Below are 24,531 nucleotides of genomic sequence, written 5' to 3'. Positions count from 1 at the left end.
TAACAGCTAAGATTTAAATAACAGTTAAGCTTTTATGCTTTTACTGTAAGGTTATTGCGCTTAAAAAATATTTAGCTATGCTTGGGTCAACTGAAATCCTAAAGTTTTAAGATCATCCCAAAATTGAGGATACGATTTACTCACCACTTCCGCATTGTTAATTTGAAGTGTTGTTTTTAACCCTAATGGAGCAAATGCCATTGCCATTCTATGGTCGTTATAAGTCTCTACAGACACATCACTTTTAATACTTTTAGAGGGTTTTAAATACAAAGATTCATCCGTAATTTCTACTTCTGCACCAAACTTTTCTAACTCTGCTTTTAAGGCTACTAATCTGTCGGTTTCTTTTATTTTTAAGGTATGTAAGCCTGTTAAATGGCATTCTAATCCTAAACCAAATGCAGTCACTGCAATTGTCTGAGCTATGTCTGGCGCATTTCTCAAATCGATCTCTATGGTTTTGTTACCATCAACTTTCCTAACTTTTTTTATGGTTACAGAATTATTCTTAAAACTAGTTTCTATACCAAACTCTTTATATAACTCTGATAATATAGAATCCCCTTGCAGTGAATCTTTTTTATATGATGACAACCTTAACGTAGTATCAACATTGCTCAATGCTGCAATACTAAAATAATATGAAGCAGAGGACCAGTCTGACTCTACTGTTAAGATTTTTGTTTTTACATCTGAATTGTGTGGTTTAACTGTTATAACATTGTCTAAAAATGTGGTTTCTACACCTATTTCATTCAATAATTGTAAGGTCATGTTTATGTATGGTACCGAGGTGATTTTTCCCTCTAGGGTAAGTTCTAAACCGTTTTCTAATTTTGAGGCAATGAGCAACAAGGCTGATATGTACTGACTGCTGACATTAGCCTTTAAAGATACTTTTGAATTTTTTAGTTTTTTTCCTTTGATTTTTAGTGGTGGAAAACCTGCAGTTTTTTCATATAAAATATCTGCACCAAGTTGTCTCAGTGCTTCTACTAGTATACCTATAGGACGCTCTTGCATTCTAGATGAGCCTGTTAAAATAACCTCTTTACCCTCTTGTATAGAAAAATATGCTGTTAAAAATCGCATAGCAGTACCTGCGTGATGTATGTCAATATGTGCCCTATCGGACGCTAATGCTTTTGTCATTAAAACGGAGTCATCAGAATTAGAGATATTATTAATTTCTAACTGAGGAAATAATGCCTTTAAAAGAAGCAACCTATTAGACTCACTTTTGGATCCGGTAATTGTTATTGACGATTGACGATTTTGAATTGACGATTTTAGAATTTTAAGATTCATGTAATTTTCTTTCTCTAACAGAAACAAAACTACTTTAATTTTTCATTATTATGGTGCCTATTGCGATCGCGTTGTGTTTTTTTATCCATTTTTTTATCGAATGAAGCTTGTAGATCTATACCTGTTTGGTTGGCTAAACATAACACCACAAAAACAACATCTGCCAACTCTTCACCCAAATCTTTATCCTTATCACTTTCTTTTTCGCTTTGCTCACCATAACGTCTTGCTATAATACGCGCTACTTCACCAACTTCTTCTGTAAGTTGCGCCATATTTGTAAGCTCATTAAAATATCTTACACCATGTTCTTTAATCCATTTATCTACTTCTATTTGTGCGTTTTTTATGTTCATTATTTTTCTTTTGTTAAGACAATTTGCTCTTTGTTTTTATCTATGATTTTTGAATAAAAAGCCTTAAAGTTTTTATAATCTTTTGGTGCAATGAACGGGTTATTTATTTCAAAATCTAATTTTAAACTTAAATATTTTCCGTTTTCCTGCATGATATAAGCAAACTTAACATCGCCTGAGCCAAACTCAAGCGCTTCACTTTCTGGCAAAAACTCAATATCGTATCCATCTGGCAACAAAATGTTTACGATGGTATTTTGATTTACAGGATATACAAAGTCTATTGGGTAAATCCTATCTTCTAATTTAAATGGGTTTTCATCTGAAGCTAAAAATAGTAAAGGTGAAAAATAGAGTTTATCACCAATCTCATCTATTCCGTCTGAGAGTTCGTAGGTATAAGTTATCTTTACGGGCTGACTAATGTCTGTATCATTTTGGTATTGAAGGTTATCAATTTCAATATCACCTTTTCCAGACTCTATAGACTTTAAGTGATCTTCTTCACTTAACCCTGTATATCTTTTTCTGTATTGTAGTGCTAAACTTGCTGTGTTAATTTCTCTCACTTTACCAGATATTAGTAAATCATTATCTATTTGTACATTTAGCATTATTGTTTTCTTAGATGTTTTACCTGTTTTTACATCTACCCAACGCGATACTCCGCCATCTTTTATTAAGCGTCCTTGCCAATTTAATACGCGCTCTGGCAAAATATTGTTGGTGCTAAATGGCTCTGTAGCATCAATTAACATGTAGCCATCCTGGCTCTCTACCATACAAATAACATAGTTAAATCCTTGGCGAGTTGGAAATAACGGAAAACCATTATTACGAGTACTTATTAAAACTGGATTTGCTTCTACACCTAGGGACTTTAACATTGCAACTACCATGAGGTTTATATCTGCAACATTCCCTGTACCGTCCTTGTATGCGCCTCTAATGCCTTTTTGAGCATATATACCATAATTACCATTCCATTTTACCTTTGATTTTACAAAATTTTCTACCATTACAGCTTTATGAAAGTCGTCTTCGGCATTTTGTAAGTAGGCGCTTAATTCTTCTTTATAAAAAGGGGATTTATTGAGTTGTCCTCCAAAGTTTTCGCTCTCGTATACACTTTTTGAGACACCTTCCCAAGTTACGGCATATGATTTTTCGACATATCCTTCTTTTGCTAAGCTTGCCTCTAACTCTAAACTTAATTTTGCCTTGTAATTGTTTATATTTCCACCAAATGACTCGGCCTTTAGAGCAGGCACATTAACCTCTGTTAGTGCTATAACATTATCATAATACTCAAACTGATTATTATATAGCGAAGACCCAGAACCAACTCTTGTATTTCTGGTAGTGCTTTCACCTCTTCTTGAAATGGATACTTGTCTATTTTTTTTTGATTCTGTAAATGTTGGTCTAAAAAATGCTCTTGGATTTAGCCTTGTCTTATATCTATAAAATTGCGGTGTGGCAGCGGTAACATCAATTTTATTTACAGGTATGGTATACTGCAAATTAATCTCATCTATTTGTAAAAACGGTGAGCTTATTGAGTACTCATATTCAATAATTGAACCCTCTTTTACATTTGGCAGGGTAAATGAGCTTATATCGAACATATCTGTGGCGTTCTCAGAAAAGATACCACTATTTTTTAATTTTGATTTTTCTATTTTTCCGTTTTCTAAATTATAAGTGTAGCCTTTAATCCCTTTTATCTTTTCTATATTTCCTGAGGCACTTTTATATAATGGAATTTTTTTATTTGCCCAGTTTAATCCGTCCTTATTATAAATTTTAATCTTTGCTACTACCTCTTTGATTTGTCTAAAACCATTCGCTTGGCTGTAGTTAAAATAAATGTTTTCGCTTTTATATAAAATGGCCGCGCTAGCGGATGAATCTGTTGGGTGATACTTTTCTTGTAATTCGGGCTTAGTAACTTTTCCAAATTCAAAATTTTGGCTGTAACTATTTAATTGAAATAGTTGCACTGCAAGAAATAATGTTAGTAATTTTTTCATAAAATGTAGTTGATAATATGGCTTGGTGTAATATGTTGGTTTACAATTTAATTAAAGCAATTTTAGACTTGTCGTTTTTTACTATCTGTTTTCTAAAATCTCTAAACGCTTTGTATTCTTCTTTATCATAAGTTCCTTTGAATTGAGTATAAACTCTTGTATATTTTATTTTATTACCCTCTATTTCGGTTAAACTAATTTGATAGTTACCAAATTTGTTTTCGATTATACTACCCTCTGACATGGCCTCTATTTTGTAACCACTCGGTAATTTTATAATGTACTCATCAACATCTTTGAACGCACGATTTATTGTAAAATCTAATTTTCTGTTAGTATATCTTACGGGTATACTATTAAGGCGATTAAAAATATTTGGCTGAACTATTAACCTCTCACCAGTTACAGAAGCGTAGTTTTTGGCAGTAAGTTTTATATTTTCATTATAGACCACACTACTTTTATCATTAACCAATTGAATATCTGAGACACTAAGATTATTTATATAATCCCAATAATTTTTATAGTATAATTGTTGCTCTCTAGGTTCTTCGCGCTCTAAGCCTTGGTGTATACTATATTGATATCCTGTAGTTTTTATACTTACATCTGCTTCTATATTACCATTACCATCTAAAATGATATCTGCTTTAGTAAATTGAACACTCTCATCCTGACTGTATATTTTCGTGTGAATTATTTCGCCACCATTGGGCTTTACAAGTAGTACGTCTCTATCATCAGTAAAGCCCGCTATAAAACCAAATGGGTTAGTCTGGCTTGTACATTCTAAAAAAATAGGTTCTTGCTCGTTGGGTACGCACAAAATAACATGATTACCTTGTATTGATGAAAACTCTTTATCAATACTTCTTATATCCTTTCCTCCATATACTACGGTGTAATACGAAGGTACATCTACTGCATCTAATAGAGATTTTGTGTAATTTGTTAAACCTTTACAGTCTGAGTATCCAAGATTATCTACATCTAAGGCTTTCATAGGTTTCCAACCTCCTATACCAACCTGTATACTGATATATCTTGTCTTATCTTGCATATACTGGTATACAAGTTTTGCACGTTCTATTTTATTTGTTACACCATTTGTTAAGGCTCTTACCTCATCTAGCGTACTTTGAGGTATATCACCTGTACCTGTTAACAGTTTATCATACATCCATTTTCCAAATTCTTGCCAGTTATTATTTACACCTTCAACACCAATCATATTAAATGATCTCAAAGTGACTTTATATCTTGGTGTAATACGGAATAACGCTGGCGTATAAGACTCGTATTCTATACCATTAAAGTTTTTTAATATATAATGATGTTGTTTTTCTTCTGTAATTGGAAATGATTCAAAATTCTCCTGCTTGGTCTTTAACTCTACATTACCAGTATTTATAATCTTATATTCGGAATGCTCAATACTTAGAAAGAAGTCGTTTATAGGTCTCCAGTCTGGAAAGAAGGCTGTATTTCTGTAAATAACTTCTGACTGATATTCTACACTGTAAGGATAGTCTATAGGATTGTAGTCTAGATGCTTAACTCTATCATCTTCGTAGATTGAAAAGTCGCTTACCGCACTGTTATCCTTAAAGTCTCGCTCTTTAATATTTTTTATTAGGTCACCATATGCATCATATATTGAGGCTGATATACTTACAATTTCGGTATTATCATCATAAAACTGTACAGCATCAACATGCCTATTACCATACTTGTTTAAAACGGTAACAATGCGTTTAGAAATTACTTTTATTTCACTAGTATTTATAACCTCTACAGTTTTATTCTCATAGCGAATTACGGCGTTTGCTTTAGTTTTTAGATCTGTGGGTATAGTGTTAGATTTATATAAATCTTTGGGTTGGGAGTAGCAAGCGATAACAATGAGTACATGTATAGCTGCAAAAACATATTTCATGCAGAATATCTATAAGATTGATTAGCGATTCAATATAAAAATTTAATTATGCATATCAAATATTTTTGTCTCAAATTCCTTACAATGATATTTTGTTATACATACTTATAAGCACAAGTCACTTAAATTATTCTCTGTTTTTTGAGTCTATAATTATAGTTACGGGACCATCATTAATTAGTTGTACTTTCATATCTGCACCAAATTCTCCCGTTTTTATTTCCTTTCCTAAAAAACGCTCTAGGGTTGAAACAAAGTTTTGATAAATCGGAATGGCAACATCTGGTTTGGCTGCCTTCATATAACTTGGTCTGTTTCCTTTTTTGGTACTTGCATGCAGTGTAAATTGACTTATCACTATTATATCGCCACCTGTACCTAACAACGATGTATTCATAACTCCTTTATCATCAGAAAAAATGCGAAGATTTACAACCTTATTGCACAACCAATCTATATCCTCTTGGGTATCTTGGTTTACTACACCCAGTAAGACCAAAAGTCCCTTACCAATCGATGCTACTTTTTTATGATCTATGGTAACTGATGCTTCAGAGACACGTTGTATTACAATTTTCATTCTTTATCCCAATTATCTGTTCTATAGTGCTCTTCATCCCCTTCTAAAATCTGAATATAACTTCGATATCTAGAATAAGACACCTCATCATTTTCTAGTGCCGTTTTTACGGCGCATTTTGGTTCTTTTAGATGCAAACAGTTATTGAACTTACAGTCTTGTTTTAGAGCAAAAAACTCAGGAAAATAATCGCCGATCTCTTCCTTTTCCATATCTACCACTCCAAAACCTTTGATACCTGGTGTATCTATGATTTTAGCATCAAAACTTAAATCGAACATTTCGGCAAAGGTTGTAGTATGTTGTCCTTGCATGTGTTGTTCTGAAATGGCTTTGGTTTTAAGATTTAAAGTTGGTTCTATAGCGTTAACTAGAGTAGATTTTCCTACACCTGAGTGACCAGAAAACATACTCACCTTACCTGTCATTAAGGACTTTACTTTAGCTATATTGTAACCTGTTGTGGCAGAAACCTCAATGCATTTGTACCCTATATTCTTATAAATACTTTGCAAATATTTTACCTCTTGCAGTTGTTCTTCTTCGTAAGTATCGATTTTGTTAAATAATAGAACTGTCTTAACTGAATAGGCCTCTGCAGTGACCAAAAACCGATCTATAAAACTTGTAAAGGTTGGTGGATTATCTAGAGTAACCAAAAGAAATACCTGATCTATATTGGCCGCAATAATGTGGGTTTGCTTAGAAAGGTTCACCGATTTTCTAACAATGTAGTTGCGGCGTTCTTCAATTCGATGAATAACTCCTGTTTCGGTGTTGTTTTTAGTTTCTAGTTCAAACGCTATTTTATCACCTACTGCAACAGGGTTGGTGCTCTTTATACCTTGAAGTCTAAACCTTCCTTTTATCCTACATTCATAAAATTTACCGTTCAGTGTTTTAACGGTATACCAACTTCCGGTAGATTTATAAACTGTTCCTATCATTCAACAATAAAATAATAACAAAGTAACAACTTTTAGTTAAAAAAGTCTTTACTTTAGGGTATAAAACAAAATTAACAATCATGAAAAAAAATTTATTTTTTACTGCAGTAGTTGCTGTAGGACTTGTTTCTTTTTCTTTTATTAACAAAGAAAAAACCAGTGAAGAAAAACCACAAGCACAGGTAGAGTACAAAGTTGTAACTTGTGTTGAGTCTATTGTTCCTAATGGTTTAGGACGTTCTCGAATGATTTCTGCGAACGAAACCAAAGACTATAAAGAATTTACATCAACACGTTCTGATGATAAAGACAAAGATGAAAAAAACAAGTCTAAGAGAAACGAAATTAGGGTAAAAGAATATGATGAAACTAAATTATTAAACTTCTATAATTTGGGAGGTATTCGTTTTCAGAATATTGCTGCGAATGATGCGGTTATGACTTCTAAAATTAACGATATGGTTGCTCAAGGTTGGGAACTGGTATTTATTAATACAGGTGTTGAAAGTGAAGGTGGTAAAGGAGATGGACAAGGTATTTTTATTACTAGATACACTTTTAAAAGAAACTTATAAAATACAATCTAAAAAAAGGCTCGCAATTGCGAGCCTTTTTTGTTTTTGACTTTTAATGATTAATAATCTCTTCTTGATGGTTTATAGACTCTTGGTGAATCGCTTTAAATAGTCGCAGTATAAATTCCTCGCTTAAGTTTTTCTCCTCACCTTCTAATATCATTTTGCCTAAAATTTCGTTCCAACGCTTATTTTGTAGTACCGCAACATTGTGTTTCTTTTTTAAGGCTCCTATCTCATCAGCCACTTGCATACGCTTTCCTAAGATTTCAATTAATTGATGGTCAATGACATCTATTTTAGTTCTTAAGGTGTTAATCTTATTTTTAAACTCTGCAGCTTCACCAATTTCCTTCCTAATACGTAAATCTTCTGTGTACTTAATTAGTGTTTCTGGCGTAATTTGTTGTGCTGCATCGCTCCAAGCATTGTCTGGATCGTGATGTGTTTCTATCATTAAACCATCGTAATTGAGATCTAATGCTGTTTGACTTAAATCGAAAATTATATCTCTACGACCAGCAATATGAGATGGATCTAAAATTAAAGGTAAATCTGGAAAACGGCTTTGTAAGTCTATCGCAATTTGCCACTCTGGATTGTTTCTGTAGCGCGTTTTTTCGTAGGTCGAAAATCCTCTGTGGATGACACCTAAATTCTTAACATCAGCAGTGTAGAAACGTTCTACAGCACCCAACCATAATGATAAATCTGGATTTACAGGATTCTTAATTAACACAGGTTTGTCCGTTCCTTTTAAAGCATCTGCAATATCTTGCACTATAAATGGACTCACTGTGGTACGTGCTCCAATCCAAAGGATATCCACATCGTGTTTTAAGGCTAATTCTACATGGTGCGCATTTGCAACCTCCGTAGTTATTTGCATACCTGTTTCTTGCTTGGCCTTTTGAAGCCATTTTAAACCTAAGGCTCCTACGCCTTCAAAATTGCCAGGACGTGTTCTAGGTTTCCAAATTCCGGCTCTTAGAACAGTAGCATCACTATTTTTTAGTTGATGTGCAATTTTAAGAACCTGCTCTTCTGTTTCAGCACTGCAAGGTCCCGCAATCACTAGCGGATGCTCTAAGTTAAAAGCATCTAACCAATTTCTCAATTCTTTCTTGTTTTCCATCTTACTATTAATCTTCTTTTTCTTAGTTTTTATTCTATTCCGTTTAAAATATCTTTTATATGGTTGGTAGTTTCCATTTCTTTGAAAACCGATTCAAAATCGTCCTCTAACATCATTCTTTTGAAATGCTCTAGATTACTTATGTATTCATCCAACGTTTCAATAACATTAGTTTTGTTTTGTTTAAAAATTGGTGTCCACATGGCTGGCGAACTTTTAGCTAAACGCACAGTACTTGCAAAACCGCTACCTGCCATATCAAAAATATCGCGTTCGTTTTTTTCTTTTTCTATCACAGTTTTGCCCAGCATAAAAGAGCTTATATGCGATAGATGCGATACATAGGCTATGTGTTTATCGTGTGCTTTAGGATTCATATATCTTATACGCATCCCTAAATCCGTAAACAGTTTTAATGCTTTCTCTTGAAGTTTGAAGGCCGTTTCTTCTACTTCGCAAATGATATTTGTCTTATTGTTATATAGACCATGAATTGCTGCATCAGGTCCTGAAAATTCTGTACCAGCAATAGGATGTGCTGCTAAAAAATTTCTACGCTTTGGATGATTTTTCACCTTGAGACAAATACCTTCTTTTGTTGAACCAGCATCAAACACTACAGCCTCGTCCGAAACGAGATCTAGTACTTTTGGCAATACTTCTAAAGTGGCATCTACAGGAATGGCTACAATAACAAGGTCGGCTTGACCTATATCATCTAAGCTTGATTTTTTATCAATAATACCTAGAGTTTTTGCTTTATCTAAATGCGCTTCGTTCTTGTCTACACCATAAACAATGCATTCCGGATTTTGCTTTTTTATATCTAAGGCAAAACTTCCGCCTATCAATCCTACTCCTATTACAAATACATGTTTCATCTCTCTAAACTCGCGCTATCGCTTCTTTTATTTGTTCTTCTGGAGAGCATAATGAAAAACGCACATAACCTTCGCCATTACTTCCAAAAACCGTTCCTGGTGTTATAAATATGGAATGTTCTTTTAATACTAAATCGGTAAATTCTTCAGACTTTAAATGTGGTGGTAGCTTAGCCCAAACAAACATACCTGTTGCATACTCATCATAGGTGCAGTTTAAAGCTTCTGCCAGTTTCCAAATCAGCACTCTTCTTTGTTCGTACACACTATTTAAACTTACAAACCACATATCTGAACATTTTAAGGCTTCTATCGCTCCTTTTTGAATGGCATAAAACATTCCTGAATCCATATTACTTTTTACTTTGAGTACTGCACTAAGATGCTCGTAACTACCCACTAACATACCAACGCGCCAACCTGCCATATTAAAGGTTTTGCTAAATGAATTTAACTCCAAACAAACCTCTTTTGCATGGTTATAGCGCATAATACTAATTGGCTTTTTGTTTAGTATAAAACTATAGGGATTATCGTTTACTATTAAAATATTGTGTCGCCTTCCAAAGGCTATAACTTCGTCATAAAACTTATTTGGCGCATTAGCTCCTGTTGGCATATGCGGATAACTGATCCACATGATTTTTACCTTGCTTAAGTCTAAGCGTTCTAGAGCAATAAAATCTGGCAACCAATAATTAGCTTCCTTTAAGTCGTAAAAAACGGGTTTTGCCTCTAATAATTTAGTAACGGCAGCATACGTTGGATATCCTGGATTTGGAATCAACACCTCATCGCCTGGATTTAAAAAAGCCATAGAGATATGCATAATACCTTCTTTACTTCCCAATAGTGGTAATACCTCAGTTTGCCCACTTAGATTTACTTTGTATTGTTTTTTGTAAAAATTGGCAATCTCCTCTCTCAACTCTGGTAAACCTTGGTAACTTTGATATTTGTTAGCTCCTTCCTCATCCAAGCTATCTTTTAAAAGCATAGTAGCTTTAAAAGGCGGCTCTAAATCCGGACTACCAATACCCAAATTTATAATTGGCTTTCCTTGAGACTGTAAAAAGGCCACTTCTCTTAACTTTTTAGAAAAGTAATATTCTTCGACATGTTTTAAACGGTTGGCTACTTCAATCATGTTTTTGCATTTTTATATTCACCCAACACTTTAAAATTCTCAGCCATAATCTGTATGATGGCATATGCTTTTTCGTAATCTTCGAGTGCATCAAAAGTAACATCTACAAAGAAGGCATACTTCCAAGGTGTCTCAATTTTTGGCAAAGATTGAATTTTAGTTAGGTTTAGGTTACAATCACTCATTACATTGAGTATTGTAGCTAAACTACCACGTTTATGGTCTAATTCAAATTTTAGAGATGCCTTATTAATTCCTTTTCGTTCAAGGTGGCTATTTTCTCGCCTAACAATAGCAAAGCGTGTTTCGTTATGCTTAATAGTTTGAATGCTCTCTGCCAAAATATCTAAATCATATAAACTTGCTGCATTTTTGCTTGCTATAGCTGCGATTCCTTTACTATTATTTTCTGAAATTTGCTTAGCAACTTCTGCTGTATCTTTAGCCTCTACCAACTTAATATTTGGATAGTCTTTAAAGAAAACTTTACATTGTAACAATGCCATGGGATGCGAGTGCACTTCTTTTATAGCTGCTAAAGTTTCACCTTTCAAGGCTAATAAATTATGCTGAATATCCAAATAATACTCACCAACAATACTCAGACTATGATTGTCTATTAGTGCATAATTTGGAATTATTGAACCTACTATAGAATTCTCTAAAGCCATAACCATACTATCTGTCTCATGTTGTAATAAATTGTCTACAGCCCTATCAAAAGACATGCACTCAATGACTTCTGCTGTAGAGCTAAAGTACTTTTGAGCTACCTCGTGATGAAACGACCCTCTTATTCCTTGTATGGCTATTGGTTTTGTCAATCTAACAATTATTTAATGAGATCCTGAAACCACACTTCGACTCACTTCGACTTCGCTCAATGACCAGCGCTCAGTGTAACAGTTCAGGACTTTTTCAATCAAAAGGATTGAAAAAGAAAAAGTCTCGAATAATTCGAGACTTTTTAAACTTATATTTTATTCATTAAAACATACTAAGCCTCGTTTCTTTCGTTAAAAAAGAAATAAAACCAGTTATAATATGCTCTAGATGTATTTGTCATAATTCGATAAGGCTAAAGTAAATAATATTTTTACAAATCAAAATTGTTGAGAACTCTTTTTTGAGCCATTAATAAAATTTTAAAGATTTTGTAATAATCTATGTGTGGAATTAGATATTGATTATTTTTGCCTGCCTTTTAAAATTTAAAGGCATGTTAGCAAGCCCCAAATACTATCAATTAAATTATTTAAAAAATGAAAAAAATCTACCCTACTTATTATTTTTTACTATTTAGCATTATATCTTTTTCTCAAACTTTCGATTGGGAAAGCGCTACTGATACTGGTAACGGAATAAGCCAAACTGTCTCAGGTATCACTGCAACATTTACCTCATCCTACTCTTCTGATGACTCAAAACTTATTAATGGTAATGGCTTTGCAGGCTCATCTGGAAATGTGGTGTATACCTACCAAACCGATTCTGGTGAATCAGCCACAGTTTCTTTTAGCTCTCCAGTTGATATAACTTCGGTGTACGCACTGGCTCCATATACATTTTCTGGAACTCGCACCTATACTTTTACTCCATCAGGCGGCAGCAACTCTAGTGTTAACCAAGACCTCACATATGGCATGGGATCTACCGTAACTCTAAATTGGACCAATGTTAGTTCTTTTACTATAACCAGTAGCATAGGTGACGATTCATTTGGTCTAGATGACATTGTCTTTACAACACCCACATTAAGTATTAATGATTTCAATGATGAAAATACAACCATTTATCCTATACCATCTTCTGACTTTATTTATATTCAAGAAGCATTAGATATTAAAAGTTATAGTATATATAATAATCTGGGTGTTAAAATTATGAGTGCAACTATATCTAGTGACCATAGCATAGATATTCAAAATTTAAACAACGGAATATACTTTTTAATGTTCGATAACGGTAAAACATCAAAATTTATAAAAGCATAAACAAATTAACGTTTGCTAGCATTAAACAATTACAATTAAGGTGGATTTGGATGTATTCGAATCCACCTTAATTTTTATTATTTGTGACTAACCGAAAATCATTAACTTTAATCCCATAAAAGTTGACTATACACCATAGATAGATCGATTAGTTTGTTACTAAAAAATGTACCTATCAACGTTTGTTGTAGCAGAAAAAAATAAATTCAAATATTCTGAATTATGTCTATTGAAGTCCATAATATTTCAAAACTATATAAAGATCAAAAAGCATTAAATAACGTTTCTTTTAAAGTAAAGGACGCAGAAGTTGTTGGTTTTTTAGGACCAAATGGCGCCGGAAAATCCACAATGATGAAGATTCTAACAACCTATATTGAAGCTTCAGAAGGCGATGCAAGCGTCAACGGATTTGATGTTACTAAGGACAAGAAGAACGTTCAAAAAAGTGTAGGCTACTTACCAGAACATAATCCGCTTTACACAGATCTTTATGTAAAAGAATATTTAAACTTTAATGCCAATGCGTATGGCACTCCAAAATCTAGAATTAATGAAGTCATTGAACTTACTGGATTAACACCAGAAGCGCATAAAAAGATAGGCCAACTCTCCAAAGGTTACAGACAACGTGTTGGTCTGGCTAACGCGCTACTGCACAATCCCGATGTCTTAATTTTAGATGAACCAACTACAGGCTTAGATCCAAATCAATTAGTAGACATAAGAAACCTTATTAAGGATATTGGTAAAGAAAAAACCGTGTTTTTATCTACGCACATTATGCAAGAGGTTGAAGCCATGTGCGATCGTGTTATAATTATTAACAAAGGAGAAGTGGTTGCTGACAAATACCTCAAAGACCTCAGAGAAGGCCAAGAACAAGTAATTATTGTAGAGTTTGATTACCGTGTTGAGGATACATTTCTGTTACGCTTACCTAAAGTTGCTTCTGTTAAGAATACTTATGGTTTTGTTTACGAAATCACATTTTCAACCAAAGAAGATATGCGCTCTCATGTTTTTGATTTTGCCCATGACAATGAATTGAAGATTCTTCAACTCAATCAAAAAAACGCAAGTTTAGAGAGTTTGTTTAGGGAATTGACGAGTTGATAAAAGCCCATCCTAGCCTTCCCTGAGGGAAGGAATTTAATACTTTAAATTAGAAACTATTAATGAATAAATTAAAAAAACAGACACTATTATTAGTCTTTGTTGTTTTTGCTATAGGTGGATATATTTTAATTGAGAGTACAAACCCAAACCCTAAGTATAGTATTGGAGAAGAAATAGACAACCTTAATGGTACATCTGTTTACTACAATGGAAAAATTGATAATGTAAACGGCAGAGCAATATCAGAAGACGGCTATAATTTAGGATTAAAATTTCAGTGCGTAGAGTTTGTTAAACGCTACTACTATGAACAGTTACATCACAAAATGCCTGAAAGTTATGGACACGCCAAAGATTTTTTTATTGACAATTTAAAAGATGGACAACTAAATAAACAGCGAGGTTTAATTCAGTATACAAATCCTAGTAAATCAAAACCTAAGGTGAACGATTTATTGATTTATTCTGGAACATTTTCAAACAAACATGGACATGTCTCAATAATTTCTGAAGTAAACGAAGATGAAATTGAAATTACACAACAGAATTCAGGACCTTATGGCAATTCTAGAGAAAGGTATGATTTGTTATTTAAAAATGAAAAGTGGCAAATTGACAATTCAAGAATTTTAGGCTGGTTGAGAAAGTGATTAGTATGCTAGAGGGTTTGTTAGAATTTTTAGCAGGTATAATTCAAGAAGCGATTCCGGATATTTTAAAATACTTTGGAGCTTCTTTTAAATGGCTTTTTTACTTAGGCAAGAAACCTTTTACAACTATTTTACAAGAAGAATGGAATAGAAGGCTTGGGTTATTTGTAATTGTTTTAATAATAGTAATAATCGTAAACCTTAACTAATCAAAAAACAACTGACCACTGTAAATACGTTCTACAGCAACTAGTGGTGGTTCATTTACAGAAATAAGATGTCCTGTTCCTCTTAAAATCCCTGTTAGTGATGCTTGAGGATTTACAATCATGTCATTACTCCCTCTATGGTTTACTTCCACATTTTGAGCGATTAAGTTTTCACCTTCAAAACGCCCAGAGCCTGAGAAAAAACCAACGAACAAGTTTTCCACTTCACCATTGATATAAAATGATGAAATATTATTTGAAGTAATACGTAAACTCTCTGAATTTATAGACAATCTAAAATCACCAACCGTAAAATCTGTAGCTTCATTAAAATCTTCAGACAATAATTTTAAACTAGGATAGCTTAAGACTCCATTTGATGAAATCTCATACTGCGACGACGTTCTTATTTCTTTAAGATTTGGTGCTTCAACATAAATTTTTGTAATACCATAGTCTCTCACATAATTACAGGTATTATCATCTGTGAGCACTAATCTATCTCCAATAACTTCTGCCTTTACATCATTGATTAAGTTCTCACCTGTTTCAATAGTAACTTTATATTCTGGTGCTTCAGTAATGATTAATTCTATATCTCTATTCACTAAAATTCTTTCGAAGCCAACAACATCAATTTCTTGTTGCACTATAGTTCCTGATGTTTGAAAGCAATCGTTAGCATCTTCGCTATTGCAAGCAAAAACAAGAAAAACCAATAAATAAATTATTTTCTTCATATCTAAAATAGATTCCTTGCCTCACTTCGACTCACTTCGACTTCGCTCAGTGACCATCGCTCAGTGCCCAACTCAGGAATGACAAATTTATAATCTTACTCCAATTCCAAATTCAACGGCTTCTGCTTTAGCACCATGAGATTTTAAGGTTATAGCTCCAAAGAATTTCTTACCAAAATAGCGTTTTAGTCCAACTCTTAAATAGGTTCTGCCTTCAAAATCAAACGGATAATAGACATAATAGCCTATCTGCGATTCTATGGACATTTTATTGATAAACAACTCATGACCTACAAATAGTCCTACACGTTTATAATCTTCATCACCAGTAACATCTAACTCAGGAAAAGAAACGGATTGATAATAAATCAACTCTTTTAAAAAGTTAGAAAAGAACACATCTGCACCAAACTGAACAGCACTAACATGATTCAAACGTTTATCTGCATAAGCCGAAACTATATAAAATGGAAATTGCCCACTTCCTATAACGTCGCTCTGATTTATACCACTTCTAAAAGCTATATTGTATTTTATGCGTTCTGTAAACTTCTCATCCGTTAAATTATCTATATATTCTGAATCTTCTTCATCTAAGTTGTAGGTTAATCCTAAATTAAAAGTCATAGAATTAACGCTGGTGTTAGGCGCTTTTACGTTGGCATTAGAATAGTGAATTAAAGACAAGCCTGTTTGTAAACCAAACCTATTAAACAAACGTTCTTTTTTATAATTGAGCATTACGTAAGTAGAACTCAGTAAATGCGACCCGAAAGCAATGTTTTTATGATTTTCTACCTTATCATAAGGATTAGTGGTATAGGCAATACCTTGCCCAATTCTAAACATTAGGTTACGCTTAAAAAAGTAGAAATTATAGTGCGCATACAGTCCATAATTTTCACCAAGCACATCATTCTTTAAATCTTGATAAATGAAGGAAGCACCATAGTCTGGATAGTTAAAACGTTGTTGCCAAGCTTCTTCACCGAAAGTTTTCTTGTTCCAACTGAGAATTACACCTTCTGGATGCCCTTGAATTAAATGAAGGATATCGTTATTGTGAAGAGCTATATTCCCAGCAAAATAGTTTATATCTAGGTAAGAATTTGAATTCTCATTATTTTGAGCAAACAATAAGAATTTAAACATTATAACTATAGCTGTTAGCCAGTATTTCATAAATCAATGATTACTGGCAAAAGTAACAGAATATTTAATTTAAAAATAGCGTTGCTACTAAAGATAATACTGTTATTACCATTAACTTTAGTGCAAAACCGAATTCTAATTTATACTTTTTCATGCGATTTGGTTTTGCTGCAAATTTCTGTAATATCTATATTTTAAATCTTAGCAATAGCGCAATAAATGGTTATTAAAACATTAATTAAAACTGTGTACATTAACCTTTTGTAAATGCGCACAAAGTTTAAGAATATCCGAAAGCACACCTCTTGCGGTTACCGCCTTACCTGCACCTGCGCCTTGAATTACTAATGGTTGCTCATTATACGATTCTGTATAAATTTCAATAAGATTATCAGTCCCTTTTAACTGTCCTAAAGTTGAAGACCTTGGCACAGAAACAAGCTTCACTTCTAAGGTGTTTTTTAGCACATCTAGTTCGCCAATGTAACGTAAAACAGTGTCTTTATTTTGTTTTGCCGTGCTTAATTTAATACTGTCATCTAACTCAAAAGCACGTTGTTTAAACTCACATATTGTTGTAGATCCATTGAGCTGCTTGGGCACCAAAGAGGTTATATTTACACTACTGAGCTCAGCTTTTAAGCCCAATTCTCTTGCTAAAATCAAGAGCTTTCTTGCCACGTCTTTACCAGACAAATCGTCTCTTGGATCTGGCTCTGTTAAACCAAGTACAACAGCATTGTTTAACACCTTATGAAAAGGCAATTCTTCTTCTGAATACGTATTAAATATATAACTTAGTGATCCTGAAAACACACCTTTTATTTTGTGGATTTCTTCTCCTGATTGATGCAGATTTCTAATAGTCTCTACAATTGGCAATCCAGCACCAACATTAGTCTCATATAAAAACTTCTTGTTGTTCTGCTTTAAAACCGTCCTTAATTCTTTATAAAAATTATAATCTAAAGTATTGGCAACCTTGTTTGCAGCAATGATATGAAAACCGTTCTCTATTAGTAAGGTGTAGTTTTCAACAAATGCAGTACTTGCTGTAGCATCAATTGCGATAGCATGTTCTACTCCTAAAGTCTTAAAATGATGGATTATATCTTGAATGTTATAAGGTTCTGAAAATTTTTCAAAATCCACCTCCCATTCGTCCCTGGTGTCATTAGCAAAAAATGCCAATGTTGAATTTGCAATTACAGAAATCCGAATATCTAATTGTTGCCGCTCTTGAAACTTTCTTTTTTGTTGTTGAATCTGATTGATTAATGCAGAGCCTACATTACCAATTCCGAATATAGCTAGATGTATAGTTGTCATGTTCTTGTAATTTTAAATTAAAAACCGGTTTTAATAGCTTAATGAGTTGCTGATACTCAATTAAAAAAGCATCGTGGCCATCATTAGATTTTAGCTCGCCAATAGTAACATTTTCTTTTACTGACTTTAGTTCTACAAATGTGTTCCAGTTTTCGTCTGATTTAAATAGTAAATCCGAATTAATTGTTATAATATGAATGTGAGAAGCAATGTGTTTTGCCACTTCGGTAAACGTGCCTCTGCCTTGTATAATATCGATAGTTTTTAAAATTTGATTCATCATTTTGTAAGCTGACAAATCAAATCTTCCTTCTAGTTTTTCTCCATGGTGCGCTAACCAAGTTTCAATTTTAAAAGCATCTTTTCGTTGTTTTTCTCTTTTAAATTTTGAAGCAAAAGATTCTGGCGTTCTGTAAAACGTCATGGCATGCAATCTGGCATCAAAAAGTGGTTGAGACGAATGGTTTAATATTTCATCTTGAATGAAGCAATTACCAATTACCCAGTCTGTAGATTTCCAGTCTGTAGCTATTGGAATTACATATGCTGCCAAATTTGGTCGTAATGCTGCCAACTCCCAAGTAATACCACCACCAACAGATGCACCAACGATAGCGTATAAAGCATTAATATTTAAACGGTTTAGTCCTTCAGAAAAAATACGAGCTACATCTCTTGCTGTAAATTCTTTATAATATTCTAAAAAAGATTCTTCTAATCCACCAAACCCATTACCTGGTACATTGAACGCTAAAACCGTATAAATATCTGTATCTATAATTTTGTCTTTACCAACAATATCGTTCCACCAGCCATTTTTTCCTGTTACCTGAGAATTTCCTGTTAGGGCGTGATTTACTAATACTATTGGGTTGTTTCCTAATGGCTTTCCGAATACTTGATACGACAATCTAAGGCTAATGTTTCTACCACTACACAACTCAAAATGATCTATCTCAATAAATTTAAGTACACTCATAATTGGATTTTTTTATTTCTTCTCTGAAAATTTTTAAATTAAGCTGAACGAAAGTCTCGTCGCTCAGCTTAATTAAACAACACTAATACAAAAAGAGATTAAGCCAATTGAGGCTTTTTTATTAATTGAAATGCTTCTTTTAAATCAGCTTTTAGATCATCAACATTCTCAATGCCAACAGACAATCTTATAAGGTCTTTTGTCACTCCTGTGCTTTCTTGCGCCTCATCACTTAATTGCTGATGCGTTGTGCTTGCAGGATGAATGATTAAAGATTTTGTATCGCCAATATTGGCTAATAGCGAAAATAATTTTGTCTTATCGGCTATAATTTTTGCAGCGTCATAGCCACCATCAACTCCAAAAGTTACAATTCCACTTTGTCCTTTTGGCAAGTATTTTTCTGCTAGAACTTTGTATTTACTAGCCTCTAAACCAGGATAATTTACCCATGAAACTTCTGGTTGCTCTTCTAGCCATTTGGCAAGTTGAAGTGCATTCTCGCTATGCTTTTTTATTCGTAATTCTAAGGTCTCTAAACCTTGAATGATTTGAAATGCATTAAACGGACTTAATGCTCCACCATAATCTCTTAAACCTTCAATTCTAACTTTTGCAATAAATGACGCTGCTTCTAAAGCTTCGCTATACACCAAACCATGGTAACCGGGTGAAGGCTCTGTAAATTCTGGGAATTTTCCATTTGTCCAATCAAAAGTACCAGCATCTATAATGACACCTCCAAGTGCCGTACCATTGCCATTTATGTACTTTGTCAACGAATGAATAACGATATTAGCACCATATTCTATTGGGTTTAACAAATAAGGTGTTGCTACCGTATTATCTACAATTAATGGTACTTTAAATGCTTTTGCTTCTTTTGAAATTGCTTCAATGTCTAAAACATCTAACTTAGGATTTCCGAGAGATTCTATAAAAAATGTTCTCGTATTTTCTTGAGCTGCATTTTTAAAGTTTTCTGGATTTGATGGATCTACAAAGGTTGTAGTAATACCATGTCTTGGCAAGGTTACACTCAGCAAATTATAGGTTCCTCCATACAGACTGCTCGATGCTACAATATGATCTCCTGCTTTAAGTAATGTCAGTAATGATGTTGCTATAGCTGATGTGCCAGATGCTGTTACCACAGCCGCAATACCACCTTCTAAAGCCGCTAAGCGCTGTTCTAAAATGTCGTTCGTAGGGTTGTTGATTCGGGTATAAATGTTGCCTGTTTCTGCCAATGCGAATAAATTAGCAGCATGGTCCGAGTCATTAAAGACATAAGCTGTAGATTGATAAATAGGAACTGCTCTGGTTCCTCCATTGTTTGTTACATCGTGTCCTACGTGCAACGCTTGTGTTGCAAATTTTTGTGTACTCATTTTTCTAAGTTTTTGAGTTAATAATGAGTGCTATTTGCAGAACAAGATTAATGGAGTAAAAAGCATCTTTTTCGCTAATACTTCAAAATAAAAATTGACCGTAGCCAAGGCTATGCTAAATTTTTATTTCTCGTCTAATCAAAAAATCTATCTGTTTCTCTATCATTAATCTCATTCAACAAATAGCACGATTAAACCAAAAGCCAAATAAGCCTCTTTTTAGAAGCGTACTTAATAGAAAAATGTTATAAAGAAAATGCCAATTACAAATGGGTAATTGGTCTTGAGTTATCTATCCGAATTGGCAAGAAATGATTTGCACGTTCAGGTAGAATTTAGCACCTTCTTAGTAAGTCTAAGGGTTGCTAAGGCTTCACAGGGTCTATTCCCTCCACCTTTCTTGATAACATTTCAGTAAGTGTTTTGAACTTTGTGAGCACAAATATTGCGATAGAAAAATTTAAATTCAAAATTATTTCTGATATTTTTTAAATATTTAACAAAACCCAAAACACAAACACCCAGCATAAGTATCTTAAAAACAAACACTTACAAACACCACTAATCAGTAAATAAAAAATTAAACCGTTAAGAATTTATGAATTCATTATCATTTGGAGTCTTTCTATCTTAATTAAAATCTTTATTTTTGCCAAGATTTATTAAGAGGAAAAATTTGTCTGATTGCAACCTCATTAAAAAATGCTAAAGCAGTTAGTTTTAGACTTCTCTAGCGACCAAGCAATCTCACAATTTTAAAACAACAAACCAAAAAATATAGGATTTATGCCATATTTATTTACTTCTGAAAGTGTCTCAGAAGGCCATCCAGATAAAATTGCAGATCAAATTAGTGATGCATTAATTGATAACTTTTTAGCTTTTGACCCAGAGTCTAAAGTAGCTTGTGAAACTTTAGTAACAACAGGACAAGTTGTTCTTGCTGGTGAAGTAAAATCTAACACCTATCTCGATGTACAACAAATAGCAAGAGACACCATAAACAAAATCGGATACACCAAAGGTGAATATATGTTTGACGGTAACTCTTGTGGAGTAATTTCTGCAATACACGAGCAATCTGAAGACATTAACAGAGGTGTAGATAGAGCAAGTAAAGAAGAACAAGGCGCTGGCGACCAAGGTATGATGTTTGGCTATGCCACAAACGAAACAGAAAATTATATGCCTTTGGCATTAGATGTATCGCACCTTATTTTAAAAGAATTAGCGGCTTTACGTCGTGAAAATAAAGACATCACCTATTTAAGACCAGATTCTAAAAGCCAGGTTACTATAGAATATAATGACGATAATACACCACAGCGTATCGATGCCATTGTTATCTCTACACAGCACGATAACTTTGATACCGATGAAGCTATGTTGGCAAAAATCAGAAAAGATATTGTTGAGATTTTAATGCCACGTGTTATAGCAAAAGTACCAGACCATATTAAACCACTATTTACTGATGATATTAAATATCACATCAATCCAACCGGAAAATTTGTAATTGGTGGACCTCATGGAGATACAGGTTTAACTGGCAGAAAAATAATCGTAGATACCTACGGTGGAAAAGGCGCACATGGTGGTGGAGCATTTTCTGGAAAAGACCCTAGTAAAGTAGATCGTAGTGCTGCTTACGCAACAAGACATATTGCAAAAAATTTAGTTGCCGCAGGTGTTTGCGACGAGGTTTTAGTACAAGTGTCTTATGCCATTGGTGTTGTAGAACCAATGGGGATTTTTATTGATACTTACGGTACTTGCCCATTTAATCTTACAGATGGGGAAATCGCTCAAAAGGTTTCTGAAATTTTTGATATGCGACCAGCAGCTATTGAAAAGCGTTTAAAACTACGTCAACCAATGTACAGCGAAACCGCAGCTTATGGCCATATGGGAAGACATAACGAAGTAGTTACTAAAACCTTTCAACAGCCAAATGGCGAACCAAAAACATTGGAAGTAGAGCTATTTACATGGGAAAAATTAGACTATGTAGACAAAGTAAAAGAAGCTTTTGGCTTGTAATTATTGTCACTCATAATATTAAAAAAACTCTGATTATTAACTTAGTCAGAGTTTTTTGTTTATGAGAAAAGGTAGGAGTTTTAGGATCATAATTGTTATATTTACACAACGTCTCACCGAGACTTACTTATAACTAAATCAATTCATTATGAAAAGTATTAAAAACTTCCCAAATCTTATTTTAATCCTTTTATTCTCATTACTTGCAATAACATCCTGTCAAAACGATGATGATGGCATAGGCAACAACGATCCACAAGAAAATATTCCAGACACCTTTTCAGAATATTTTGGAAATGACATTTCTCGAGACTTCCTAGGATCAGTCATCGACAAAAACCATAATCCTATTGAAGGAGCAACCATTACTATCGGTAGCGAAACCGCAACAACCGACAGCAATGGTGTTTTTATGATTAACGGAGCTACAGTTAAGCAACGTTTTGGTTATATAAAAGCCGAAAAAGCTGGATATATTCACGCCTCACGTAGCGTTGTACCTTCCAACGGAACAAATAAAGTTACTATTATGATGCTAGAAGCTACAGTTGCTGGCTCTGTAACAAGTGGTACTTCTGGAACTGTTACCGCAACCGATGGAAGCTCTGTAAGTTTTGATGGAAACTTTATCAAAGAAGACGGCTCAACTTATGATGGATCTGTGGATGTAATTTTACATCATTTAGATCCTGCCGATGACGATATGCCTTTACAAATGCCAGGTATGCTCTATGCTGAAAATGAAAATGGTGCCGAGCGTATGCTTCAAACTTTGGGTATGCTAGCTGTGGAACTCAGAGGTTCTGGTGGAGAAGATTTAAATTTAGCTGAAGGCTCAACTTCTGAAATCAAAGTTCCTGTTGATGCCAGTTTAATGAGTATAGCGCCTAACACCATTCCGCTTTGGTATTTTGATGAAGTCAATGGGTACTGGAAAGAAGAAGGACAAGCAACTTTGCAGGGCAATATGTATGTTGGTACAGTTTCTCATTTTAGCTTTTGGAATTGTGATATTCCTGCGGAAGCTATTACACTCTGTGTTACGACAATAGATGACGACAATGTTCCTTTAGCCAACATGCAAGTATCTATTACAAGTGCAACATTTGGGACTACCTATGGTTATACTAATGAAAACGGTGAGGTTTGTGGTTATGTACCTAGCAATGAAAGCTTAATACTAAACGTGTACAGCTATGATGTTTGTGGTGATACTGCATTACACACAGAAGCGGTTGGACCTTTTACGGAAGACGCTAATATCGTAATCATAGTTCCAGATAATCCAGATGTTGTTCAAGAAACTGTCGTTGGAACTTTCAATACCTGTGATGGTAATGCTGTAACAGATGGTTATGTACAATTAAGTTACGGAAACCAAACCTTTATAGATGCTGTGAGTAATGGAGAATTTATAATTAATCTTTTACGATGTGATGACAATAACACTTTTGCTGTTGAAGCTAGTGACTACGTTAACTTACAAGTTACTGATAGTATAAGTTACACCTTTACAACGCCTTTAACCAATATAGGAACCATAAGTGCTTGTAATGACGTAACTGAATTCGTTCAATATACCATTGATAATGATGAATCCTTTTTATTTTTTGAAAACTTCTCAGTTGCATTTAATGAAAATCTTGATAGCCCAAGTGGTCCTGTTATAGATATTGTTGGGCAAAGCAATGGTCAGGGAAATTGTTTTTATTTAAATGGAAAATTAAATGAACCAGAATATCTTGGTACATACGACTATTTAAACTATAATGAACAAGACGATACAGGCTTTTTCATCGGAGAATGTTTAAGCGTCTCTGATGAAAACAATAATATTACCTATAATTTAACCGCTTTAGGCAATGTTGGAGAATACATCGACATCAACTTTAGTGGTAGCTATGAAGATTGGAATGGGAACCCACATACCATAACTGGCGTAGTTCACGTTTTAAGAGATAATTAATTACTGCAAACCACTTAGGGTTAGAATAAAAATGCTCAAATCTAAACTTTAAGATTTGAGC

21 protein-coding genes and 1 riboswitch are annotated in these 24,531 nt (G+C 33.8%); of the genes, 6 read left to right on the top strand and 15 right to left on the bottom strand.

Going from position 1 to position 24,531, the window contains the following annotated elements:
* Positions 1-75: 75 nt before the first annotated feature.
* From aroA to rsgA, 6 genes are all read right to left on the bottom strand, one after another.
* Positions 76-1,311 carry a 3-phosphoshikimate 1-carboxyvinyltransferase gene (gene aroA, locus BWZ20_RS11345; protein WP_076620107.1) on the bottom strand — a complete coding sequence of 412 codons (1,236 nt, stop codon included), beginning with the start codon at positions 1,309-1,311 and terminating at the stop codon, positions 76-78.
* A gap of 29 nt (positions 1,312-1,340) precedes the next feature.
* Positions 1,341-1,667, bottom strand: coding sequence for a nucleotide pyrophosphohydrolase (locus tag BWZ20_RS11340; protein WP_076620105.1), 327 nt, complete (start codon positions 1,665-1,667; stop codon positions 1,341-1,343).
* Positions 1,667-3,700, bottom strand: a complete 2,034-nt coding sequence (locus BWZ20_RS11335; protein ID WP_076620103.1) for a DUF3857 domain-containing protein — start codon at positions 3,698-3,700, stop codon at positions 1,667-1,669. The genes BWZ20_RS11340 and BWZ20_RS11335 overlap by 1 nt, the downstream gene beginning before the upstream one ends.
* A 40-nt stretch (positions 3,701-3,740) precedes the next feature.
* Entirely contained in the window at positions 3,741-5,636 is a 1,896-nt protein-coding gene (locus BWZ20_RS11330) for a DUF3857 domain-containing protein (protein WP_076620101.1), read from the bottom strand.
* Positions 5,637-5,763: 127 nt separating this feature from the next.
* Positions 5,764-6,216: a D-aminoacyl-tRNA deacylase gene (gene dtd, locus BWZ20_RS11325; protein ID WP_076620098.1), complete on the bottom strand. Its 453-nt coding sequence runs from the start codon at positions 6,214-6,216 to the stop codon at positions 5,764-5,766.
* Positions 6,213-7,163 (bottom strand): ribosome small subunit-dependent GTPase A, encoded by a 951-nt coding sequence (gene rsgA, locus BWZ20_RS11320; protein WP_076620096.1) that lies wholly within the window; start codon positions 7,161-7,163, stop codon positions 6,213-6,215. Before rsgA ends, dtd begins: the two co-directional genes overlap by 4 nt.
* A gap of 80 nt (positions 7,164-7,243) precedes the next feature.
* On the opposite strand from rsgA, the gene BWZ20_RS11315 reads away from it, so the two are divergent.
* Positions 7,244-7,738: a hypothetical protein gene (locus BWZ20_RS11315; RefSeq protein WP_076620094.1), complete on the top strand. Its 495-nt coding sequence runs from the start codon at positions 7,244-7,246 to the stop codon at positions 7,736-7,738.
* Between the two features lie 52 nt (positions 7,739-7,790).
* Here the strand turns inward: BWZ20_RS11315 and BWZ20_RS11310 are convergent, their stop codons facing one another.
* Genes BWZ20_RS11310 through BWZ20_RS11295 form a run of 4 tightly spaced genes read right to left on the bottom strand, consistent with a single transcriptional unit; the run spans position 7,791 to position 11,725 of the window.
* Positions 7,791-8,873 (bottom strand): bifunctional 3-deoxy-7-phosphoheptulonate synthase/chorismate mutase type II, encoded by a 1,083-nt coding sequence (locus BWZ20_RS11310; RefSeq protein ID WP_076620092.1) that lies wholly within the window; start codon positions 8,871-8,873, stop codon positions 7,791-7,793.
* 29 nt (positions 8,874-8,902) lie between these two features.
* Positions 8,903-9,754, bottom strand: a complete 852-nt coding sequence (locus BWZ20_RS11305; RefSeq protein WP_076620090.1) for a prephenate dehydrogenase — start codon at positions 9,752-9,754, stop codon at positions 8,903-8,905.
* A 4-nt stretch (positions 9,755-9,758) separates the two neighbouring features.
* Positions 9,759-10,901 carry a pyridoxal phosphate-dependent aminotransferase gene (locus BWZ20_RS11300; RefSeq protein WP_076620088.1) on the bottom strand — a complete coding sequence of 381 codons (1,143 nt, stop codon included), beginning with the start codon at positions 10,899-10,901 and terminating at the stop codon, positions 9,759-9,761.
* A complete protein-coding gene (locus tag BWZ20_RS11295; RefSeq protein ID WP_076620086.1) occupies positions 10,898-11,725 on the bottom strand; it encodes a prephenate dehydratase in 828 nt (275 codons plus the stop codon). Before BWZ20_RS11295 ends, BWZ20_RS11300 begins: the two co-directional genes overlap by 4 nt.
* Positions 11,726-12,163: 438 nt before the next feature.
* Between BWZ20_RS11295 and BWZ20_RS11290 the strand changes: the two genes are divergently transcribed.
* The 3 genes from BWZ20_RS11290 (at position 12,164) to BWZ20_RS11280 (ending at position 14,664) form a co-directional block, all read left to right on the top strand.
* Positions 12,164-12,895 carry a T9SS type A sorting domain-containing protein gene (locus BWZ20_RS11290; protein WP_076620084.1) on the top strand — a complete coding sequence of 244 codons (732 nt, stop codon included), beginning with the start codon at positions 12,164-12,166 and terminating at the stop codon, positions 12,893-12,895.
* A 222-nt stretch (positions 12,896-13,117) separates the two neighbouring features.
* A complete protein-coding gene (gene gldA, locus BWZ20_RS11285; protein WP_076620082.1) occupies positions 13,118-14,011 on the top strand; it encodes a gliding motility-associated ABC transporter ATP-binding subunit GldA in 894 nt (297 codons plus the stop codon).
* Between the two features lie 62 nt (positions 14,012-14,073).
* Entirely contained in the window at positions 14,074-14,664 is a 591-nt protein-coding gene (locus tag BWZ20_RS11280; protein WP_076620080.1) for a CHAP domain-containing protein, read from the top strand.
* A gap of 205 nt (positions 14,665-14,869) precedes the next feature.
* On the opposite strand, the gene BWZ20_RS11270 is transcribed toward BWZ20_RS11280, so the two are convergent.
* The 5 genes from BWZ20_RS11270 to BWZ20_RS11250 all read right to left on the bottom strand — a co-directional run bounded on the left by BWZ20_RS11270 (position 14,870) and on the right by BWZ20_RS11250 (position 20,464).
* On the bottom strand, positions 14,870-15,613 hold the full coding sequence (locus BWZ20_RS11270; RefSeq protein ID WP_076620076.1) for a head GIN domain-containing protein: 744 nt from the start codon (positions 15,611-15,613) through the stop codon (positions 14,870-14,872).
* An 87-nt stretch (positions 15,614-15,700) separates the two neighbouring features.
* Positions 15,701-16,795, bottom strand: coding sequence for an acyloxyacyl hydrolase (locus BWZ20_RS11265; RefSeq protein ID WP_076620074.1), 1,095 nt, complete (start codon positions 16,793-16,795; stop codon positions 15,701-15,703).
* A 204-nt stretch (positions 16,796-16,999) separates the two neighbouring features.
* Positions 17,000-18,094 carry an aspartate kinase gene (locus BWZ20_RS15320; protein ID WP_076620072.1) on the bottom strand — a complete coding sequence of 365 codons (1,095 nt, stop codon included), beginning with the start codon at positions 18,092-18,094 and terminating at the stop codon, positions 17,000-17,002.
* Entirely contained in the window at positions 18,057-19,073 is a 1,017-nt protein-coding gene (locus tag BWZ20_RS15315; protein ID WP_076620070.1) for an alpha/beta fold hydrolase, read from the bottom strand. Before BWZ20_RS15315 ends, BWZ20_RS15320 begins: the two co-directional genes overlap by 38 nt.
* A 98-nt stretch (positions 19,074-19,171) precedes the next feature.
* Complete coding sequence (locus BWZ20_RS11250; RefSeq protein ID WP_076620068.1) at positions 19,172-20,464, bottom strand: O-acetylhomoserine aminocarboxypropyltransferase/cysteine synthase family protein; 1,293 nt, start codon at positions 20,462-20,464, stop codon at positions 19,172-19,174.
* 285 nt (positions 20,465-20,749) lie between these two features.
* Positions 20,750-20,874, bottom strand: a riboswitch (SAM riboswitch).
* A 376-nt stretch (positions 20,875-21,250) separates the two neighbouring features.
* On the opposite strand from BWZ20_RS11250, the gene metK reads away from it, so the two are divergent.
* On the top strand, positions 21,251-22,504 hold the full coding sequence (gene metK / locus BWZ20_RS11245; protein ID WP_076620065.1) for a methionine adenosyltransferase: 1,254 nt from the start codon (positions 21,251-21,253) through the stop codon (positions 22,502-22,504).
* A 148-nt stretch (positions 22,505-22,652) separates the two neighbouring features.
* Positions 22,653-24,470 (top strand): carboxypeptidase-like regulatory domain-containing protein, encoded by a 1,818-nt coding sequence (locus tag BWZ20_RS11240; RefSeq protein ID WP_076620063.1) that lies wholly within the window; start codon positions 22,653-22,655, stop codon positions 24,468-24,470.
* The last annotated feature ends 61 nt before the right edge of the window (positions 24,471-24,531 follow it).

Source organism: Winogradskyella sp. J14-2 (genome assembly GCF_001971725.1).
In the GTDB taxonomy this organism is placed as follows: domain Bacteria; phylum Bacteroidota; class Bacteroidia; order Flavobacteriales; family Flavobacteriaceae; genus Winogradskyella.
Note: the sequence above shows the minus strand (reverse complement) of the source record. Positions and strands in the feature narration are given on the sequence as shown.

Bases quoted from the DNA above. Each gene is read 5' to 3' on its own strand.
- BWZ20_RS11340 (WP_076620105.1), bottom strand. From the start codon at position 1,667: ATGAACATAAAAAACGCACAAATAGAAGTAGATAAATGGATTAAAGAA.
- BWZ20_RS11300 (WP_076620088.1), bottom strand. From the start codon at position 10,901: ATGATTGAAGTAGCCAACCGTTTAAAACATGTCGAAGAATATTACTTT.
- BWZ20_RS15315 (WP_076620070.1), bottom strand. From the start codon at position 19,073: ATGAGTGTACTTAAATTTATTGAGATAGATCATTTTGAGTTGTGTAGT.
- rsgA (WP_076620096.1), bottom strand. From the start codon at position 7,163: ATGATAGGAACAGTTTATAAATCTACCGGAAGTTGGTATACCGTTAAA.
- gldA (WP_076620082.1), top strand. From the start codon at position 13,118: ATGTCTATTGAAGTCCATAATATTTCAAAACTATATAAAGATCAAAAA.
- dtd (WP_076620098.1), bottom strand. From the start codon at position 6,216: ATGAAAATTGTAATACAACGTGTCTCTGAAGCATCAGTTACCATAGAT.
- BWZ20_RS11305 (WP_076620090.1), bottom strand. From the start codon at position 9,754: ATGAAACATGTATTTGTAATAGGAGTAGGATTGATAGGCGGAAGTTTT.
- BWZ20_RS11335 (WP_076620103.1), bottom strand. From the start codon at position 3,700: ATGAAAAAATTACTAACATTATTTCTTGCAGTGCAACTATTTCAATTA.
- BWZ20_RS11265 (WP_076620074.1), bottom strand. From the start codon at position 16,795: ATGAAATACTGGCTAACAGCTATAGTTATAATGTTTAAATTCTTATTG.
- BWZ20_RS11315 (WP_076620094.1), top strand. From the start codon at position 7,244: ATGAAAAAAAATTTATTTTTTACTGCAGTAGTTGCTGTAGGACTTGTT.
- metK (WP_076620065.1), top strand. From the start codon at position 21,251: ATGCCATATTTATTTACTTCTGAAAGTGTCTCAGAAGGCCATCCAGAT.
- BWZ20_RS11290 (WP_076620084.1), top strand. From the start codon at position 12,164: ATGAAAAAAATCTACCCTACTTATTATTTTTTACTATTTAGCATTATA.
- aroA (WP_076620107.1), bottom strand. From the start codon at position 1,311: ATGAATCTTAAAATTCTAAAATCGTCAATTCAAAATCGTCAATCGTCA.
- BWZ20_RS11270 (WP_076620076.1), bottom strand. From the start codon at position 15,613: ATGAAGAAAATAATTTATTTATTGGTTTTTCTTGTTTTTGCTTGCAAT.
- BWZ20_RS11280 (WP_076620080.1), top strand. From the start codon at position 14,074: ATGAATAAATTAAAAAAACAGACACTATTATTAGTCTTTGTTGTTTTT.
- BWZ20_RS11330 (WP_076620101.1), bottom strand. From the start codon at position 5,636: ATGAAATATGTTTTTGCAGCTATACATGTACTCATTGTTATCGCTTGC.
- BWZ20_RS15320 (WP_076620072.1), bottom strand. From the start codon at position 18,094: ATGACAACTATACATCTAGCTATATTCGGAATTGGTAATGTAGGCTCT.
- BWZ20_RS11240 (WP_076620063.1), top strand. From the start codon at position 22,653: ATGAAAAGTATTAAAAACTTCCCAAATCTTATTTTAATCCTTTTATTC.
- BWZ20_RS11250 (WP_076620068.1), bottom strand. From the start codon at position 20,464: ATGAGTACACAAAAATTTGCAACACAAGCGTTGCACGTAGGACACGAT.
- BWZ20_RS11310 (WP_076620092.1), bottom strand. From the start codon at position 8,873: ATGGAAAACAAGAAAGAATTGAGAAATTGGTTAGATGCTTTTAACTTA.